General features: G+C 58.1%; 13 protein-coding genes, 2 pseudogenes and 1 other annotated feature. Of the genes and pseudogenes, 9 read left to right on the forward strand and 6 right to left on the reverse strand.

Annotated features, from left to right (window positions below; translation table 11 throughout):
• Positions 1-209: 209 nt before the first annotated feature.
• Positions 210-401 (forward strand): hypothetical protein, encoded by a 192-nt coding sequence (locus GA0061105_RS26210; RefSeq protein WP_016737380.1) that lies wholly within the window; start codon positions 210-212, stop codon positions 399-401.
• A gap of 1 nt (position 402) precedes the next feature.
• On the opposite strand, the pseudogene GA0061105_RS26215 reads toward GA0061105_RS26210, so the two are convergent.
• Positions 403-1,636 (reverse strand): annotated as a pseudogene (locus tag GA0061105_RS26215) (IS3 family transposase).
• Positions 1,234-1,350: a sequence feature (AL1L pseudoknot), on the reverse strand. Its footprint overlaps the pseudogene before it by 117 nt.
• Before the next feature lie 56 nt (positions 1,637-1,692).
• Between GA0061105_RS26215 and GA0061105_RS26220 the strand changes: the two are divergent.
• Positions 1,693-1,935: pseudogene (locus GA0061105_RS26220) on the forward strand (DinB/UmuC family translesion DNA polymerase); the annotation flags it as partial.
• Positions 1,936-1,969: 34 nt separating this feature from the next.
• Here the strand turns inward: GA0061105_RS26220 and GA0061105_RS26225 are convergent.
• From GA0061105_RS26225 to GA0061105_RS32995, 5 genes are read right to left on the reverse strand one after another with little or no spacing between them, the layout of a single operon-like run.
• The gene (locus tag GA0061105_RS26225; protein WP_016737376.1) at positions 1,970-3,334 is read right to left on the reverse strand and encodes a hypothetical protein; all 1,365 of its coding nucleotides are present in this window, start codon (positions 3,332-3,334) and stop codon (positions 1,970-1,972) included.
• Positions 3,335-3,384: 50 nt separating this feature from the next.
• Positions 3,385-3,972 (reverse strand): hypothetical protein, encoded by a 588-nt coding sequence (locus GA0061105_RS26230; RefSeq protein WP_009991263.1) that lies wholly within the window; start codon positions 3,970-3,972, stop codon positions 3,385-3,387.
• A gap of 16 nt (positions 3,973-3,988) precedes the next feature.
• Positions 3,989-5,647: a c-type cytochrome gene (locus GA0061105_RS26235; RefSeq protein ID WP_016737375.1), complete on the reverse strand. Its 1,659-nt coding sequence runs from the start codon at positions 5,645-5,647 to the stop codon at positions 3,989-3,991.
• 10 nt (positions 5,648-5,657) lie between these two features.
• On the reverse strand, positions 5,658-8,486 hold the full coding sequence (locus GA0061105_RS26240; RefSeq protein WP_199287286.1) for a peroxidase family protein: 2,829 nt from the start codon (positions 8,484-8,486) through the stop codon (positions 5,658-5,660).
• Positions 8,461-8,667: a hypothetical protein gene (locus tag GA0061105_RS32995; protein ID WP_016737373.1), complete on the reverse strand. Its 207-nt coding sequence runs from the start codon at positions 8,665-8,667 to the stop codon at positions 8,461-8,463. The genes GA0061105_RS26240 and GA0061105_RS32995 overlap by 26 nt, the downstream gene beginning before the upstream one ends.
• Before the next feature lie 767 nt (positions 8,668-9,434).
• Between GA0061105_RS32995 and GA0061105_RS26250 the strand changes: the two genes are divergently transcribed.
• From GA0061105_RS26250 to GA0061105_RS26280, 7 genes are all read left to right on the forward strand, one after another.
• Positions 9,435-9,617: a hypothetical protein gene (locus GA0061105_RS26250; RefSeq protein ID WP_009991623.1), complete on the forward strand. Its 183-nt coding sequence runs from the start codon at positions 9,435-9,437 to the stop codon at positions 9,615-9,617.
• The gene (locus tag GA0061105_RS26255; RefSeq protein ID WP_016737371.1) at positions 9,610-10,278 is read left to right on the forward strand and encodes a Fic family protein; all 669 of its coding nucleotides are present in this window, start codon (positions 9,610-9,612) and stop codon (positions 10,276-10,278) included. Before GA0061105_RS26250 ends, GA0061105_RS26255 begins: the two co-directional genes overlap by 8 nt.
• Before the next feature lie 462 nt (positions 10,279-10,740).
• The gene (locus GA0061105_RS26260) at positions 10,741-11,157 is read left to right on the forward strand and encodes a hypothetical protein (RefSeq protein WP_016737370.1); all 417 of its coding nucleotides are present in this window, start codon (positions 10,741-10,743) and stop codon (positions 11,155-11,157) included.
• Positions 11,138-12,388 carry a hypothetical protein gene (locus GA0061105_RS26265; protein ID WP_016737369.1) on the forward strand — a complete coding sequence of 417 codons (1,251 nt, stop codon included), beginning with the start codon at positions 11,138-11,140 and terminating at the stop codon, positions 12,386-12,388. The genes GA0061105_RS26260 and GA0061105_RS26265 overlap by 20 nt, the downstream gene beginning before the upstream one ends.
• 65 nt (positions 12,389-12,453) lie before the next feature.
• Positions 12,454-12,990, forward strand: coding sequence for a dCTP deaminase (dcd, locus tag GA0061105_RS26270; protein WP_164740502.1), 537 nt, complete (start codon positions 12,454-12,456; stop codon positions 12,988-12,990).
• A 220-nt stretch (positions 12,991-13,210) separates the two neighbouring features.
• Positions 13,211-16,003: a S8 family serine peptidase gene (locus tag GA0061105_RS26275; protein WP_125462012.1), complete on the forward strand. Its 2,793-nt coding sequence runs from the start codon at positions 13,211-13,213 to the stop codon at positions 16,001-16,003.
• 8 nt (positions 16,004-16,011) lie between these two features.
• The gene (locus tag GA0061105_RS26280) at positions 16,012-18,084 is read left to right on the forward strand and encodes a trypsin-like serine peptidase (protein ID WP_064820001.1); all 2,073 of its coding nucleotides are present in this window, start codon (positions 16,012-16,014) and stop codon (positions 18,082-18,084) included.
• Positions 18,085-18,239 lie beyond the last annotated feature (155 nt).

Raw genomic sequence — 18,239 nt, forward strand, 5'->3', positions numbered from 1 at the left:
AAGAACTGAAATGGTGTGGATGCCCTTATAACGATAGGTTTTATTAAAACACGAACGCAAGCAACCATCAAGAGCTTTATCGTTCATAGTACAATTATTTCATGCACTCATTATTACTTGTAGGGACGATGGATCCATAGGTGTGCAGGTGGCCGCATTAGGCCTTGCAGGGAGAAAACGCGCACCAGCCGCCTGGATGAGAATCTGCATTGGTCGGCAAGGCGGATTTAGGCTCAGAGGCGGGTCTGGGAGAGCAGGCAACTTGCGAGCACGAGCAGCTTGAGCATGATGGCGACGAGGAGATCTTGGCTATTTTTCCTGCGGCTTTGAATGTGTTTGCTAAGCGAGCAAGAGCGGGGGGACTGAACCGCGCCGGGTTTGCCGGAGACCGTTTGGTTTAAGTTATGCGGCCATAGCTGGTGCGTCCAGCATGGCGTAGTATCGTTCTTCTGCCTCTGCTGGCGGAATATTCCCAATGGGTTCCAGAAGACGGCGGTGGTTGAACCAGTCGATCCATTCGAGCGTGGCGAACTCCACGGCTTCGAAGTTGCGCCATGGGTCCTCGCCGATGGATGACCTCGGCCTTGTAAAGACCGTTGATCGTTTCGGCGAGAGCATTGTCGTAACTGTCGCCAACGCTTCCGACAGACGGCTCGTGCCCGCCTCCGCCAGCCGTTCGGAATAGCGAATGGACACATATTGCGAGCCGCGGTCGGAATGATGAACCAGCGCGCCACGTTTAACGGGCCGCCGATCATGAAGCGCCTGGTCGAGGGCATCGAGCACAAAGCCCGCATGGGCCGTTCGGCTTGCCCGCCAACCGACGATACGGCGGGCGAAGGCATCAATGACGAAGGCCACGTAAACGAAGCCCTGCCAGGTCGCGACATAGGTGAAATCGGATAACCACAGCATGTTCGGCGCTGGAGCGAAGAACTGTCGGTTCACCCGGTCGAGCGGACATGGAGCGGACTTGTCCGACACGGTGGTTTTGACTGGCTTGCCGCGAATGACGCCTTGAAGCCCCATCATTCTCATAAGCCGAGCGACGGTGCAGCGGGCGATGTCGTAACCTTCTCGCTGCAACTGCCGCCAGACTTTGCGCACGCCATAGACCTGGAAGTTCTCGTTGAACACCCGACGTATCTCGACTTTCATGGCAATATCATTCCGTTCGCGGGCCGATAGGCGGTCCACGTCCATGCGCTTGGCGATAACCTCATAATAGGTGGACGGGGCAATCGGCAGCAGTCTGCAGATCGGCTCGACCCCGAGCACCGAGCGGTGTTCGTCGATGAAGGAGATCATCGCTTCAGTGGGCGGTCGAGCTCCGCCTGGGCAAAATACGCCGAGGCTTTGCGTAGAATCTCATTCGCCTGACGAAGCTCGCGGTTCTCTCGCTCCAGAGCCTTCATCTTCTCCGCCACGTCACTCGGCAAACCTGCACGCTTGCCGCTGTCGACCTCGGCCTTCTTCACCCATTCATGGAGGGTATGCGCCGAGCAACCGATCTTGGCCGCTATCGATGATACCGCCGCCCAGCGGGGGGGGGATGTTCGGCTTCATGCTCCGTCACCATCCGAACGGCGCGGGCACGAACTTCAGGAGAGAATTTGTTCGTCGTCTTGCTTGTCATAGACCCTACTTCTCACGAGTTGGGGGCTCCGGCAAACTCGGCGCGGTTCATTCTGACAAGACCTCCATACCTACGACCCGGCCCGTGAAGGGCTTGAGCCGCTAATCGAAAAGGTGTGGAGTTATTGCGAGGCCAACGGGATCGCCGCGAAGACTGTGACGCTCAAGTTGAAATATTCTGATTTCGCCCAGATCACCCGCAGCAAAACGGTTCCCACACCGCTGCCGGTAATCGCCGACCTGAAGGAGATCGTCAACCTTCTGCTGGTGCCGATCTTTCCGCCCCGAAAGGGCATTCGCTGTGTTCCGGCGTGCAAATTTGGCCTAAAGCTCGTCAATGCCAATGATTGTCGTGGTCGTGGTGCGCGCCGGTCAATGCGTTTTTGAAATAACGGTTATAGTATTCGAGGTCGACGTGATGCACCTGTATCCACACGCCGGGAACATGAATTGCATCGACATGCGCGGGGAAGCGACCATGGGTATCATATATGTACTCGCAAATGTCCGTCACGCACTCAATCACGTCGCTACTGTACTCGGCGGCCTCGGTTAGGTAACGATCGCCAAAGTCATCCTTGTAAATTCCCTTGAAAAGGGCCGCATCCTTGTAAATCCCCTGTGAACCAAACTTGGCCGAAACCACTTCGTCCACGGCTTCTCTCATGTTTTGATAGTTCGGGGGGGACTTCGCCTTGATAAGGTCGCGGTCTCCCAGTCGCAGACCAACCGGATGTGCCCTGAGGCTGCTGTATTTCGGCAGCGGCACCTGCCAGCGTAAAATGTCGAGCAGTCGCCATTTCGGCACAGCGAAATCGAAACCTAGCATCGGACCGTAGCTGTCCCGGAATTTTGGATCGCCGAGCAGTACCGGCGGGCTGATGGAGGCGTGAATATAGGCTCCTAGGCCCATGGCATCAGCGACCAACATGAGATTCTGGAGCAATAAATCTGCTTCGATCTGGGTCCGTAGGCTACCGATGACGCCGAGCGGCACCTTGATCTCTTCGTTGAGAAATCGATTCTTGACCCATTTTCCTACGCCGGCCCTAAGATAGAAATTACGATCGTCAACGATTGTTGGTCGGTGTCCTTCGGGCTGTGTCAAGAGATACATCAGGCCGTTAATATATTGATGTGACAGGTCTACGACGGGAAAAAGCACCGTCGTGCCGGGCAGGTTCGACAGCAAGCGATTGGAATCGAGATAGGCGGGGAATTCGCGGTTTGCCGTATCCAGTCTGCCATTGCTAATTTTCACTTTCGCTCGTTTGGCATGTGCGATTAGTGCCTCCGGTTCGAACGATAATGGTGGGGTGAACGGAACCCTGTCGATGAAGTATGTGCCGGTATCGTTGATGAGGAAGAAATATGTCCCTTGGGCATTGTCGGGGCTGCCGGCCGTTCGCCCTTCCATATGGACATTCGGCTTTGCCATTACGAACTCGCCGGTGACAGGATCCTCAAACGGCCTGTCCGGCATTGTAAGGCCGGTAAGGCCAGTCATGGCGATTAAAATTGCCTCTTCGAGGTCGGTAAGTGGCACCGGTTTTTGGGTGGATTGATAGGTCATGGTGCCTGCTTTGATCAGGGGAACACCTCGGCCGATCCGGTGCGTACGCCGTTGAAGAATCGTCTGGATTAATGGGCGCTCGAGCAATCGCTCAAAACCGGTTTTGTTTGTCTCCTCGCTGCTCATGTTTCCTCCCCAGCCTCCGAATGTGGCGTCGACGACCCAGCTTGGCCGTCTCAGTATTGGACGGCGCGCTCACGTACCCACAGCCGAATGGCCAGGGATAGCGAGATCACGGCCGCAAAAATGATCCCAAGAATATGAACCGGACCACTTCGCAAAAACAGGAAGGTGGTCGCGAATATTAGAAAAGTAAGCGTGCGTACAGCGATCTGGAAGCGCGCCGCGGGCGGGGTCCGGCTCGGCGCAAACCATAGAAGCAAAACATCCAAGCCCCACAGGATAACGAGCAGGAAATTTATGCTGGCAATGGGAATGCCCATCTGCACGAAGGTGTCCTTAAGCCCGTTGAATATTACGAATATGGCCCAATAAGCGTGAACAAGAAAAAGCAGATAAGCGAAGGTCCAGAACAAGTGTACGACGTTGGCCATGCGTTGGGAGAGCGTGCGGTAGGGATAGAGCGCCAAGCTCGGGAGAAGCATGAGACTTGTCACCCAGATAGTGGCTTTCGTGCGACCGAGATCGACGTCGTCCAGCGTCGTCTCCGGCCAGAGGAGCGCAAGAACCAGCAGTACGCCAAACGTCACGAACGCCAGCGAGAACTGCGGCAGAGTTATACTGTTCGGAGGCATGGCCTTCATGGGCTCGTTCCTGACGTTAGAGCATTTTCAAATAGTCAAGCAGCGCGGCAAGATCGTCCGGATTTCGTTTCGGGTCGTCATAGGCCCATGGATAGTCATGTCCCCTGTTCGAGTTGCCGATCTGAGTCGTATCGAACGTGAAGTAATTTCGATCGTCAGCGCTTTCCGGAGAGCGAAAGCCGACGTCGGCCGGATCGTAGGTGTTATCGCCCCGATAAAAGACATCTCTACGCTTCCTGAGATTAATCAGTTCAGCCAACGTCATGACACTGCCGTTATGGAGGTAGGGGGCACGCAGGAACATCCCGTCCAGCGGCGCGTTTACGTAGCCCCTAATGGATGTCTCCTCCTCTTGTCCACGCTGGGGCCAAATATCCTCTCGCTTAAAATGGAACGGGTGCTTGTCGGGGAAGAGCGCAAACATTTTTTCGGCGAGAGGTCCATAATGACGAAACCGCACGCGTTCCGGATCGGTGTTGAGCTCACCGGCCGGCACGACTTGGCCGGTCTTCTCGCCGTTGACCCAAGCCCCGGTCGAATCCCGATCGCCGTGGCAGGCGGCGCAATATTGCCCGTAGACTTTGCGCCCCTGCAGGATACGTGCAGGATCGATCGAGGCCGCATCTTCCGGGAACATGTCGGAATAGCGCAACGGACGCAACGTCTTCGTGAAATCGCTCGCTTTGCGGATATTGTCGGCAATTTCCGGCTTAGCCATATTAGTGACCGTGGCCCCGGCTGCGAGCGCCGCCAGCGAACTGCGGGCATATATGTCGCCGATCGACCCATCGAACTGGGCGCGCGCGCGATGATCCTCCGAAAAAACCGTGGCAATCTTCGTGTAGACGGGCATATCGTTGCCAGGCCGGTCGAGCACAGTGCGAACGAGAGTGCGAAACGGTTGGGTACGTGTTGGACCCGTCGGTGTTACGTCTGCATCGCGGGATCGGTAATTTCCGATCGGTTCGTCGAAGCGCGGCAATCCTGCCTCGATCCGAGCGCGAACCTGGCGAAGCCATAGCCCAATCAACAGGCGTTGTATCGAGCCCAGCGTTTCACCCGTCTTGGCTCTATACGAATCGCAAATGCTGTCGACGGTCAGACGATAGGGCCGTTCCATGTCCGTTTCGCCATCTCTTTGCGGCTTCACCCTGGTCAAGACCGCCGCCTGAAATGCATCGATCCAGGCGAAGAGATTGATCGATACGCTGCCTGGTCCGTAGACGACGACGCCCTTGCTCTCCTCACTTTTGCGAATTCGCGTGGTGTGGCAAAGAGCACAACTGAAGCCGACGAACGGGACAGGCGACGGCGCCGCGGAACCGGGGCGGTAGTTGCTGGTCGCAAAGCCGAGTGGCAAACCGTTATTGGCCTCCGGGTTGTCATACGGCAAGAACCCGAATTGCTTCACCCAATCGCCGGCATCCGCACCGGCCGGCTGAAAATGCTCGGGAAACAGGTCGGGCAGTACCAAAGCGACCGGTAGCGGCATGAGTTCCGTGCCGATGGTGCCATTTTCGAACGCATCCTTTGGATCCCGGATAGTTGGATGCACCCAGTCGCCTTCGAGCCTGATGAATATCCCCGTTGCAACAAGAGTGATGAGTACAAGCAGGTTGACGCTCACCAAGAGGAAGCGAAAGAGCCGGTATAATCTGTCGCGGGAAATTGGCATGGTGTGCCCCTCAAGACAGGATAGGCCGGAAAGGGGCGAATGCACTGGCAGTGCGCGGCAATACCGGGGCGAGTTGCGGACAGTGACGCAGGATGATGCTGGTCATACCGTTGTTCTCGATCCAATCGAGCCCCAGGGGCGAGTAGATTTCCGGCCGAAAGTCGACGGTGAGAAAACGGTCGCTCTGCAACCGTCGGGAGGCCATCAGAATAAACACGCGAAAAGCCGTATCGCTGAAGCCGAAACCGTCCGGCGGAGGCTCAGAATGCAGGCCGACCATGGTGTCCACCATGTCGATATTGCCATAGAGAACCTGCATTGCCCGCACCGTTTCTGGATCCGACGACAATTCCTCCCAGTTGCTTAAACGCGGCTTGTGCAACGCCTCGCGAAAGTCATTGAAGCGAGGAATTCCGCGGTGCCTATCCCTGACGATGTCGACGACGGAAAGATCGATAATCTCCTCCACGTCGCCTGACATCCGTTTAAACTGGCGTAACGCATTGGGGTAATTATGCAACGTGATTGCACCGGGATGTGCGATTCCGAGTGAATAGATGACATTGTGGAGCCGAAGGTGCCGCATTTTGGCATCGGTTCCCGCACCTTGAATGTCGGCGAAGCCCAATGTTTCTGTTCGCGCACCGGTCTCATAGTTGAAAAACTGATAATCGTCGGGAATGAGCGGATGGAGACGGTAGACCGAAACGAATTCCTCCGTCAGCGAGTACGGGATGCCGTGATGGTCGGGCACAGTCTGCGGAATGCCTTTGAGTTCGTGCGTGTCGAGCATCCAGATGCCGAGCTGCGTGAGCCAGTCCTTAGGCGCGCCGTACCAGTTCGCCGGCAGGCCGACTTTGATCGCCCGCGTCGCCAGAATAGCTGGCGTCCACTCAATGGTGTGAATCTTTGCGATCAGAGCCGATACAATCAATCGAGCGGTGTTGTAGATCCGGTCCGGCTCCCAGTCCGGATATTCGCGCATCAATGCTTCGGCGAGCACGTTGTGTTCACGAGCAAACAGCGTGTGCATCATACTGAGGCCCAGCCACCAGCTTTCGTTGAAGCCAGTGACGTTCATGCCGTTCAATTCGGTCGGCAGATAGAGATCCTCGGTGAGCTTAAGACGACCTCCGTCTCGCAGATCCAGCGCTTTTTCCGCTGTATTGCCGTAAACCTCTGAACCGTCCCACCACGGTGTCGTCATATTTTTGAAAATGGGGTAGCCGCCGGCAGCCATGCGGAAAACCTCATTGCCAGCAATGCGCATAAAAGCCTCCGGCTGACCGCCTGTGGTGCTCTTCCAGAGCTCTCCGTTCGGCATTCGCAATGCAATGTCGGTCTCCGCATTCCCGAGACTATGGCGCTTGTGGTTGACCCAGTCATGCACCTGGAACTGAATCCAGGCCGCGGCAAGCACATTTAGCGAGCGTGCCGGAATGAAAGCCTTTCGCGTCATCAGTTGGCGACTGACTTCGATTGGGTTCGGCTGCCCGAATAGCTCTGGCTTGTAGACCGCTCGCATCGTACGGCCGAACGTCGCTCCCTCCGCACCCATCCGCGGGTTTGAGAGATCGTTGTAGGTACCGTCGAATGTCCGCTGAGTGCGGACCGCCTCGGGAATTACTGGCGGCTGCGGGGTCGCCTGCGGTGGTGCATCCGGCAATTCGGTGTCAAACAAGTTCTTTGTGCGTAGCTCTTCCCGGAGAATGGAGATGTTAAGCAGGCTCATGCGCCAACCGAACCTATACCAGGGCACGTGTGCATTAATCGCCTTAAACAGGGCCGCGACAGCCCGGGCAATCACGATGTTGCGTAGCGGCTTCCGTTCCCGGAACCGTTGGTTCAAGCGATGCGCGGAGCTGGCCGTATAGGCTGCCTTGCGGACACGGTTGAGATTGCCCAGCGGGCGAAATGTCTCGGTCGTATTCCAAGGATTGAAGCCAAGCTGGTCGACAAGCCGCTCCATCGCCCTGCCAGGCGCCGCATCGATGTCCTGCGACGGAATGGTCAGCGTTGCGACCCCGATCGGCCTCGATGCGTCTTCCGTCCACTCGACCGCACCATCCTCGATTGGAGTAAGTTTCTCATCGACATAGCGCTGCAGCAGGAAATCGAACTCGACAGGGCCTTCGCGAAGCCGCTCGGCAATCTCACGATGTAGAAAGTCAGGGTCAGTTGCCGAGGCGGGCTTTGCCGCGGTCGTCTTGGCGCTTGGACGCAGCAGGAACCGAACTGGACCTGCTTCATTGCCCCAGAGAAGAGCGCCTCGGCTCCAATAGCCCTCTGTGGCTAGGCTGTCGACGACGCGCGCTCCCCTCAGGACGTTTCTGAGCATCCTGAGGGTTTCGGAAAAGCCGACTGCGAGGACGAGGCGCGGCAAAAGCAGCAGCTTCGAGCCGGACATCGCCTTGGCGAACGCCACGAATTGATAAGCGTTGCGGGCATGAGAAACCGGAAAATTCGTTGCGAGGAAATCGTGATATTCGTTCTCGGATACTTTAACGCGTAGCGCTATCCCACGCATATCCTTCTTGAAGTCGGCCTGACGGACACCGTTGGCGTTGGAAAGCCGCACGGTCACGTCGTATTGCTTGCCACGCTCAAAAAAACCGACTTCGAGATCTTCTGGAATATTAGGCAGAATCTGAAGTTTCGCATTGTCGACACCAAGTATACATTTCGCGTGAAACGCGCGACTTATGTCGCTTGCTCGGGCGTTCGCCCTATTGGCAAGTTGCACATCCATGATATCGCGTGCCAGCTCTGCAAAAAGCAATGCTTCCGCCTCAGGGTTTCCTCCCTCGTAATTTTCACGCCAGATATGGCCCGAAGACATGCACATCCCCCTGCACAAAAAGCATTGCTAAGAAAAACAAGAATGCGCGACTGGCCATTTTCAAACGCAGGCGTAGCTCCCCACACAATACGCAGGGCTGCGCAAGCTTATCGCCAGTCAGGATACTCGAATAAATTGCGAATTTGATGATAGCACCAATAATGGGAAAATAAAGTGCCATTAGCAAAGACCTTTTTCTCCCCATGACGGCATCGCAAGGGGCACTGGTTGGCCTAATGACTTCAACCAAAGGCGATCAGAGCGTCGGCGGCTTGAATACAGCCAATCGGAAATGCCAAGCGATCATCTTGCGCAGGGTTAGAGGCGGTTGCGGCAACTTCCCGACATAGTCAGCCGAGGTTTTGCGGCACAGCTCTGCCGCCTTTGCGCTCCAATCCGGAAATCTCTCTGCTTTTTCATTTGTCCGTCGGGAAGGTGCACCGATTTCGTGATAGCTGAATGACCGCAATTGACCCGTAGTTGCCGCATCCATCATGGATGCGACCGTTGCCTTCGAATATCCGATTCGGTCAGGGGCGAGTGGCACGCCGCTTACGATGAAACCTGTGAAGCAGAGACTTCGCTGCTCGTAGCGGGAGGCAACGCGCCGGAAGTGTTGCGGCCATTGGAGCACCTCTCGATGCAATAGCCGAAACAGTTCAGAGGCCGTCAGTTGCCGGAGCCATTCCCCCGGGGCGGGGCGGTCTTAGAGCTGACCGATGCCCGCATCAGTGCGAGAAAAAATGAAGAACGAAACGCCAAGCCTCGTTGCCAATCCCGTCCCGCGCTTCTTGCTGCTCGCCAATCGTCGCGATCGGCATTATGGTGCTAGCGCAGTTGCAACACTCTTCCACAAGCTTGGCGCAATTCCATGTTTCTATCCTTGTCGAGGTTGCCTTGCAAAGGAAAACCGCTTTTATGGACGCCTAAATAAAAAGGACGCCTGCAATGAACGAACCGCTCAGAAACCTCCTCGAAGCCGCCAGAAAAGTGCAGTTGTCGAAGAGTGACATTGAAGTCCAGCGTCGCAGCTTTGCATACGGCAACACTCATTTCGAAAATGAGATGATAACCCGCGAGTTGGTCGATCGCGTCGCCGACGAGATGGCAGATCAAAAGAAACATGACTGACGCTACGCGCCGCCACAGCGTGGCAACCGAAGCTTATTTGATCATGGATGAGAAGGCGCGCGCCGAAGCCGAAGCCCGCAACGGCCTTCTCCAGTTCGACCTAGCGCGCGACATGATTGTCGATGCAATCGACAAAGGGGAAAAATGGAAGCTTCGTCCCTCGATGCTACTGTCGCTTCACCGTGAGGCATTGCAAGGCATTAGCATCTATGCCGGCAACTTCCGGCCCGCTGAAGTTTCAATTGAGGGCAGTAAGCACAAGCCTGTCGGGGCATTTCAGGTCCCTGGACTCATTGAGGATTTGTGCGATTATGTCAACGACAACTGGACCGAAAAGACAGCCGTGCATCTTGCGTCGTTCGTGATGTGGCGGCTCAACTGGATCCACCCCTTCAGTGATGGGAATGGGCGGACATCGCGCATGGTGTCCTATTTGGTTCTTTGCGTAAAGCTTCAATTGCCCCTACCCGGGGTCAAGACCATCCCGGACCAGATTGTCGATAACCGGCGCCCGTACTTCGACGCTTTGGAAGCGGCCGATGCGGCTTCAGAAGACGGTGCCTTCGATCTGACAAAGATGGAAGAACTCATTGAGGGCATGCTCGCTACCCAGTTGGCAAGCGTCCTGGAGACCGCGACGGGAAAGCATTTTCTTTCCTGATCGAGGAGGCGTGGCCGGGACGACAGACCAAGTCTTCCGAAAGGCGGCCTGACCGTGGTTGTTGTAGTGCGGCGGCGCGCAGCAGCCGCGGCCAGTGCGGGGGATCGCCCAGCTACACTTGGGACGCCGCGCACCCACGTTCTCTGTTCTTCCAGAGGCCGACCGGCTTGCGTCCTGCCAGCCGAAAGTGAAATGGGCGCGGTCGTGCTGCCTGCGGCGCCTCGGCACCCCACGTCCTCACTATTTGCCCGTCGAGGTCCGGATTTCGCCATGGAGGGAGTCGATGATTGAGCATTCGTACGCATCACCGTTCACCATAGTCCGTTTTAGACGCTTGACGAGGAGTCACCGCGGATTCATAGTTTCGCTGGTCCGTCCCGGTTCGATTTCTGTACCAAACCGTTTCGATGATATCACAGGCGGAACAGTTCGCGACCAATGCAAAGCCGAGGAAATCAATTCATGGACTTCCCATCGCTCGCCCTTGACGCCGCCATCGAGCTCGACAAGTTGGAAAAGCGGCAGCCGGCTGATCTGGCGACTATCCAGCGCTTCGGTCACTATCTTGAGGCGCCGCCGAGTGGCGGACGGCCTGTCAGTCTTTTCGCCCTGAGTGAAAACCCGGTCAACGTCGAGATCCTCAACTCAGCGATCTTTCACACCGAAGGCGCCTCACTCAGCAACTTCAACGATCTTGAACAGTGGGTCAGGGATCTCGTCGCGCAGGCAAAAGCCATCGCCGCCGGTGAAAGCACCGGCAGCGAGGAGATTGGCTCCCTCAAGCGCTTCTGCCTGTCATTGCATCAGGTTCTTCTCGAGGAACTGACACCCGCGCCCGACGACGAGTGGATGCCGGCATATGACGAACGGGTCGCTTGACATCGATTTCGTGCGGCAGAAGCTGCTGTCGGTCATTGACCAGATCAAGCATCTGCAGACATCGGAGTTTCCCTATCAGGAATCGAGAGAAGCTCTTAAATTGCTGGCCGATCTTTACGGTCGGGAACTGAACCGGCTTTCCGGGATCGGGCCAACGACTGACCATACAATACGCCAGCAGGTAACCGCGCAGGTCAATGCCTACATAGCGCGCTATTATACCGTTCTCGGCTTTATCCTGCGCTCGACTAACGTGCGCAATGCGTTCGAGATCTACGATCCGCTTCTGCGCATGAGCCAGACTATCTACGGGCCGGAAGCCAAGTTGATCGTCAGCTCGGAATGGAGCTTTTCGCCGTTTACTTATCCCGCGATTACTGACGAATTCCCCAATCTCATGTTCATAGGGCTGCCAGCGACCGAATCCGGCAACCCGTTGATCGTTCCTCTTGCCGGTCATGAACTCGGCCATTCCATCTGGCGCAAGAAGCCGCACCGCAGCCCCCACCTTTCTGCCCTTGACGCAACATTGCAGAGCCGCCTGGTTGGCGAATATCAAAACAGCTGGAGTGAATTCCAGCAGTTGTTCGACGTCCAAACCAAGCCGGCCGACCTGTTGAGCGACCTTTTCCTGCGCAGCATCTGGGCGCGCTCCTACCGGCTGGCCACGCGCCAGATTGAAGAGCTTTTCTGCGATATCATCGGGCTGCGACTGTTCGGTGAAAGCTACCTTTATTCGTTCATCTACCTGATCGCGCCGCACACAGGCGAGCGCGCCGCCTACTATCCGTCCTTGGGCTCGCGGGTCACGGCACTCGAAAGCGCAGCGAGAGCGTTCGGGATCACCGAGCCGCCGGCCTTCTCGGGCTATTTCATCGATTTGCCGAAGCGGCTACAGGCCAACGAGGCGTTTTGCCTGCGTATGGCAGATCAGGCGTCCACCGCGATGATCGAGGATCTGATCGCCGCCGTAAGTGGTCACGTCGCCCGCACCGGCCTGGCTTTGCCTTCCGACGCCGAGCGCGATCGAATTGTGAAACAATTCTGCGCCCTGTCACCGGCAGCATCGACGACTTCGATCGGCGATACGATCAACGCAGGTTGGGCGATCCGGCTCAACTGGGCGCATTGGAAGAATTTCAACTTCCGCGAGGACACTAGACTGGAAATCCTCAACGATCTGGTGTTCAAAACCATGGAAGTCATGGAATTTGAGTCCCGCACGAGGTAATCTCTATGTTGAGCAGCACTGGATTGATCGGCCGGCTCAATCTCGCTCCTGGCGCCGACGGAGGCATGCTGGCAATCGTGCCGCGCCCTGATCTTGGACGGCTGGCCGCCGTGGGCGCCGCGTCGCTCGATCTGCGTCTCGGCCGATGGTTTCGGACACTGCGGCACTCGCGCACCTCGCTGTTGCGCGTCAGTGAACCGGATGAGGATCCGGTTCCGACCAAGGAACATTTCGTTCGATTCGGCGAGGAGTTCATCCTGCACCCGCACAATTTCGTACTCGGGACGACCTTGGAGTGGATGCGCCTGCCGGCGGATCTCGCCGGCTATGTCACAGGGAAATCGTCACTCGGACGGCGCGGTCTGATTATCGAGACGGCAGCCGGAATCCAGCCGGGGTTTGCTGGCTGTCTTGCCCTCGAATTGAGTAACGTCGGAGAGGTGCCGATCGCCCTGCAGCCGGGAATGGAGATCTGCCAGATCTTCCTCCACGACGTCGGCCCGGACGCAAAGTTCGCAAAGAGCCAATTTACCGGCCGCCGGAAGCCGGTTCTCGGCAATGTCCGGTCCGACGACGTACTCAGGCGGCTCAGCAGCAAATGATACGGCACCAGGGTTAACGGGAGAAAGCGAGCCCGCCTCTATAATCTTGCTGGTCATGTGACAAGACCCGGAAGACGTGTTGAAACCGGCATGCAATCGTTGCTGTAAAGAATGTCAGCAGTATTGTTTATATTGCTGATTCATACAACCATGGCAGCGTATCCTCATTGCAAAATCGAAAAATAAGAGACATAAAGTAGTATCCTTGGGGGGCGATACGGTGATTGAACTTGATATCCTGCGTTCCGTCTGTGAAGCCTGCGACGCCGAAGATCCCGTTCTCCGGCCAGGAATTATACGCTTCGAACTGGAGTTGAAGCGGCCAGATGACGCTGGCGGGTTGGAGGCCCACATCGCCGGTTTGCTGAAAGACGGCCGCTTCGTCCTTCAGCCGCTCGATCCCTTGCTCCCGACGTTCTATGTCCTGCAATTTCCTGGCGTTGCGCGCACCATCGCACCGGACCGCCTATTCGCGATTGCCGACTACCTTGCAGGTGAACTCGAACTCGTGTCCTGCACGCCCGACATCGGCTCGACACTTTACGCCGAGCCCGATGCCCATAGGCTTGACCGGACCAATCCGGAATCAGCGGCTGTCGATGCCCTTTGCTGGTCGAAGGCGTCGGCCCCCACTGATTTCCACTGGTCGGCAAAGGCGGTGCGCGCGCCCGAAGCCTGGGCGATTTCGCCCAAAAAGGGTGCGGGCATTATCGTCGCTCAGCCCGATACCGGTGTCGCCAGTCATCCCGAACTGGATACCGAGGCGCTTCGCTTCGATCTCGCCATCGACATCGTTGGTGGAGATAAGGACCCCGCTGATCCCCTTGATCCGTCTTTTGCCAATCCCGGACATGGAACGGCCACGGCGAGTGTGGTCGTAAGCCGTGAACGTGGCCAGATGGTCGGAACGGCACCAGCAGCGAGCCTTGTGCCGATCCGTTGCACGACCGACGTCAAGATATTCGACGGGACCCCGGTGGCGGCCGCCATCCTTCACGCCGTGAAAATCAAGGCCGACATCATCACCATGAGCCTCGGGGGGATCTTCTCAAGATCGATTTCGGCTGCCATCGGCGTCGCCGTCGATCGGGGACTGATCGTGCTTGCCGCGGCAGGAAATTGTGTCAACTTCGTCGTCTATCCGGCCTCAGACGACCGTGTCATTGCTGTGGCCGGTGTCGATTCGAACGACAAACCGTGGAAGGGAACCAGCGCCGGGCCCAGTGTGACGATCGCCGCTCCAGCGGAGAATGTCTACGTGGCACGCAGGACACCGAATGATCTCGGCATCGGCACGGTTAGCGGTGGGCAGGGGACCTCCTTCGCGGTAACGACCACCGCCGGCGTGGCGGCGCTATGGCTTGCGCGGTTCGGACGCGACAAGGTTCGGGCGGAGGCCAAGCGCCGCGGCGTCAGCGTCCAGGCGCTCTTTCGCGCGGCACTGACGGCGACTGCACGGCGTCCCGCCCGCTGGAACAGCTGGCTTTACGGTGCCGGTGTTGTCGATGCCGCTGCCTTGCTGCGCTTGGCGCTGGCGAAGATCCCGGCAGCAACCGGGAATGAAATAGCACCTGAAGCCGTTCCGGATGCGCCGGAGAGCGCCGCCGTTGCGCAAGTCTTTGCCGATGCCCAGAGCACGGATGTGGTTTGGGCGCGTTACGGCGCAGAGGCAAGCTACCTTGCCGCCGACGCCTGGAGGCGCGGCGACGCCGGGCGCTCCGCGCTGCTCGAAACCCCTGCCCGGCCGCTCCCGTCACCAGGGCTTCAAGCCAAGGCGCCCACCGTCTTGAAACGAAGCCTGCGATTTGCGAATGCAGTTCCACATCTCCAAGCTCCGATTCTTGCGCCCACACCGCCTGCGCGCCACCCTCTGACAATAATTGCGCCGTTGAAGCCTGGCCAGGAAAGCACTGCAGAAAACGCGCGCGCAAGTCTTGCCGGGACGGGTCTGAGGGACTTGCAAGATCTCATCGAAGGCACGCTGACGCAGATCGAATCCCAGACGGAAAGTACCCCTGAGGCAACCGCCGCACGCCGCGATCTGTTGAACAGCACCGAAGCGGTCGTCCGCCAGCTTGCCAGCGATGGCGAGGCGGCGCTTTCCATCGAAGGCAGAATCGTGACCGAGGCGCTTGTCCGGCTGAAGGGCCGCCCAGCCTTCAAGGTGGAGGATGGCGCGATCTCCTCGAAGCATGCCGAATTCACCGATTGGAGTGCGCTTCTGACGGCGGCCAAGCAATATCTGCCCGCCCTTTGTGCGAGCGTCGGCCGCATCGACGTTGCGGGCGCACATGTCGGTACGGGATGGGTCGCCGGTCCCGGGCTCGTCGTGACCAACCGCCATGTGGCAGAGGCCATCGCGGACGTCGTCGTCAAGAGAGGTAGCGGATCGAAATGGTTCATGCGTGACGGTGTCACGATCAATTTCAGCGACAACGGAAGGGGCAACGAATTGCGTTTCAAGGTCAAAGGGGTTGCCGCTGCTGGTGATGCCCAAATTGGCAGAAGCGTCGATTTCGCTCATCTTGACATGGTGGTGCTCGACGTCGAAACGGAGAACACTACCGCGAAGCTCCCCGCGACCGTGGGGCTGACGGGCGATCCCGGCGAAGCCGCAACTTTGCAGGATATCGCGGTGGTCGGTTATCCTGCCCGTCCTGATCGGTCCGCTCTGGAGGATCCTTCCGGCAAGGAAGCTACTGAGACGATCGGAGGCCGTCTGGCGATGATCTTCGGTCTCGACTATGGCCGGAAATATTTCAGCCCGGGCACCATCGTCCAAGCGGCCGGGGGCGTGAAGGCGGACGGCAATCACTGGATATTCAGCCATGACGCGACAACGCTGGGTGGCTCGTCAGGCTCCGCAATCATTACCTTTTCAAACGATCTTCCGATCCTTGGCCTGCATTTCGCAGGCCAGGTGATGACCGCCAATTACGCTCACTCTCTGGCCGCAGTGAAACAATCGCCATTTATCGGGGCGGATGTTACCGAACGGATGGTATGGAGATAGGGCGCGCCGTGTCAGAAGGTCCTGATGAGCTCGATCCCGGCAGGCTCTCACGTCAGGTCAAGGTAACCCGCGAGACGTTCGAAAAGGCCTTCGACGCCTTTGCCGAGGTGAGCCCTGACGAACGCATCCCGTTCAAGGCCGTCGCCTTGAAACGTCAGCGGGCAGCGCCCCTTGGCCCGGGCCGCGAGCGAGATTTCGCCGATTTCGAAGCTGCGCTGCGCTATGCGAGCGATAAAGGGTTCCTGCAGGGTTTCTGTTCCGCAGGCGGTGCAACGCTGTTCAAGGCAAGCAGCGAGGATGATGGTACTGGCGGGGTGGTCATGGCGGCCGCGCTGGTTGCGGATGCGCGCGATCGCGCGAGCGTGCTCGTCACCTTCGAGGCAATCGTTAATGACCAGGAGCGCTTTCGCGATCCCGACGACGTCAATGCCGCGGTGATGCGCGCACAACGCTGCACCTGTCGCATCGTTGTGCGCGATGGTGCCCGGCGTACACGGGGAACGGGTTTCCTGATCGGGCCGCGCCTCGTGCTGACGAACTGGCACGTCGTTCGTTCGCTGTTGGAACCTATGAGCGACGAAGAGGCTGCGGCCGCAGGGCTCGCCCCGGCAGAATCATGGAAGGCTGCCGCCGGCAGCGCGGCAAGGCTCGGCGTGGAATTCGATTTCACGGCACGCGCCGCACAGGCGGGCGGTGTTATCCGCATCGGTGTAATCGAGAACTGGCTGGTCGCGGCAAGCAGTGCCGAAGGATCCGAGCGAACCGGCAGTGAAGGTGCCGGCGACTGGCCGGCAGACGGCGCGGATTTCGAGCCGTACGACGATTTCGCCGTGATTGAGATCGCCGAGCCGGCAGGACTGGAGCGGCGCTTTTATGATATCGTCTCCGAAGACCCGCCTATGCCAAGAGGCAATATGGTCCTCCTGCATCACCCGGGCGAATTTTCGATGCGCCTGTCCTACGGAAGTTTCGATCTCGGTCTACCAGCTGCAAACCTTCTCGGCGGCGTTCCCGCGAAGACATCTGCGAGGATCCTTCATAGCGCAAATTCCATCGGCGGCTCATCCGGCGCACCTTGCTTCAATTTCGACATGATGCCGGTGGCGCTGCACCAAGCGGGCGTCACCTATGGCGGCAATTCTGATATCAGCGACGATAACGGCGATCCCGTGCCAAGCGCGAACGTCAATATCGCCATACCGTTGCGCCGTATCCGTGCCAAGGCCGGACCGGCCATCATCGCCCGGATGGGTGCTCTCCAAGCACTCAAACCAGCGCTGTCAAATGGCGATCCATTGATTGGGCGCGGAGAGTTGCAGGAGGCGATTGCGGAGGCAAGCCGGGGCAAGGTCAAGATACTCATCGTTCGCGCCGATCTCGGTGTGGACGGAAAGCCGCTCCAGCGCGTCGGCAAAAGTTTCTCAAGGCGCATCCTGCGGGAATTTCTTGATCTCGCCGAACACGAAATCGTCGAGATCAGCGCCGCAAACCTAATGCAGAACGCGTACCGCACTGCAGCCGCCCTCCTTGAGGCTGTCAGCGCCGGCCGGTCATCCGCCCTGACCCCCGTTGATGACAGCAGCCTACCTGCCGATCGTCAATCGACCGAGATCAACGACGTTGTCATGCGCGTTGCTGGCGAACTAAAGGCTGAGCTCGTCAGGATCGCTGGCCAGCGAACATTGTGGCTCGTCATCGACGAACTTGAAAAACACGCGCTGCCGGACACAACTACGCGAACGCTCCTCGACCGGCTTTATGCAGACGTCTCCGTCGAACCGTCGCTTCGCCTCGTCATGCTCGGCCTGGTTGACGTCGATCTGCCGTCACTGCAAGGCATCAAGGCCAAACGCCTCGAAAAGCCGCTGACGCATCTCGACAGCAGCCGGGTAGCCTCCTGGGTAGGCAATCGAGTTGACGGGCGGTTCGGCTTGCCGGACGTGGCGTGCGAATGCCTTGCCGCCGTCGTCTCGTCGGTCGCAAGCAGCCGGGTCAGCGAGACCTTCAGCATGACGCAGGCCGTCGCCGCGGTTGTCCGCAACGACCTCGACCCCCATCTCAAGAAACGGATGGGTGTATGAACGCAACCAAACATGACACACCCGAAAACGCCGCTCTCGTCCTTCGCCGGCGGGCCGCCGTCGTCGGCACGTTCGATCCGGTGGCTTTCCTGCAGCTGCCGGTCCGCGCGGAGGACAAGGAGGCCTTCGAGGACCGTGTCCTGGCATTCTTATCG

Source organism: Rhizobium aethiopicum (assembly GCF_900094625.1).
Taxonomy (GTDB): Bacteria; Pseudomonadota; Alphaproteobacteria; order Rhizobiales; family Rhizobiaceae; genus Rhizobium; species Rhizobium aethiopicum.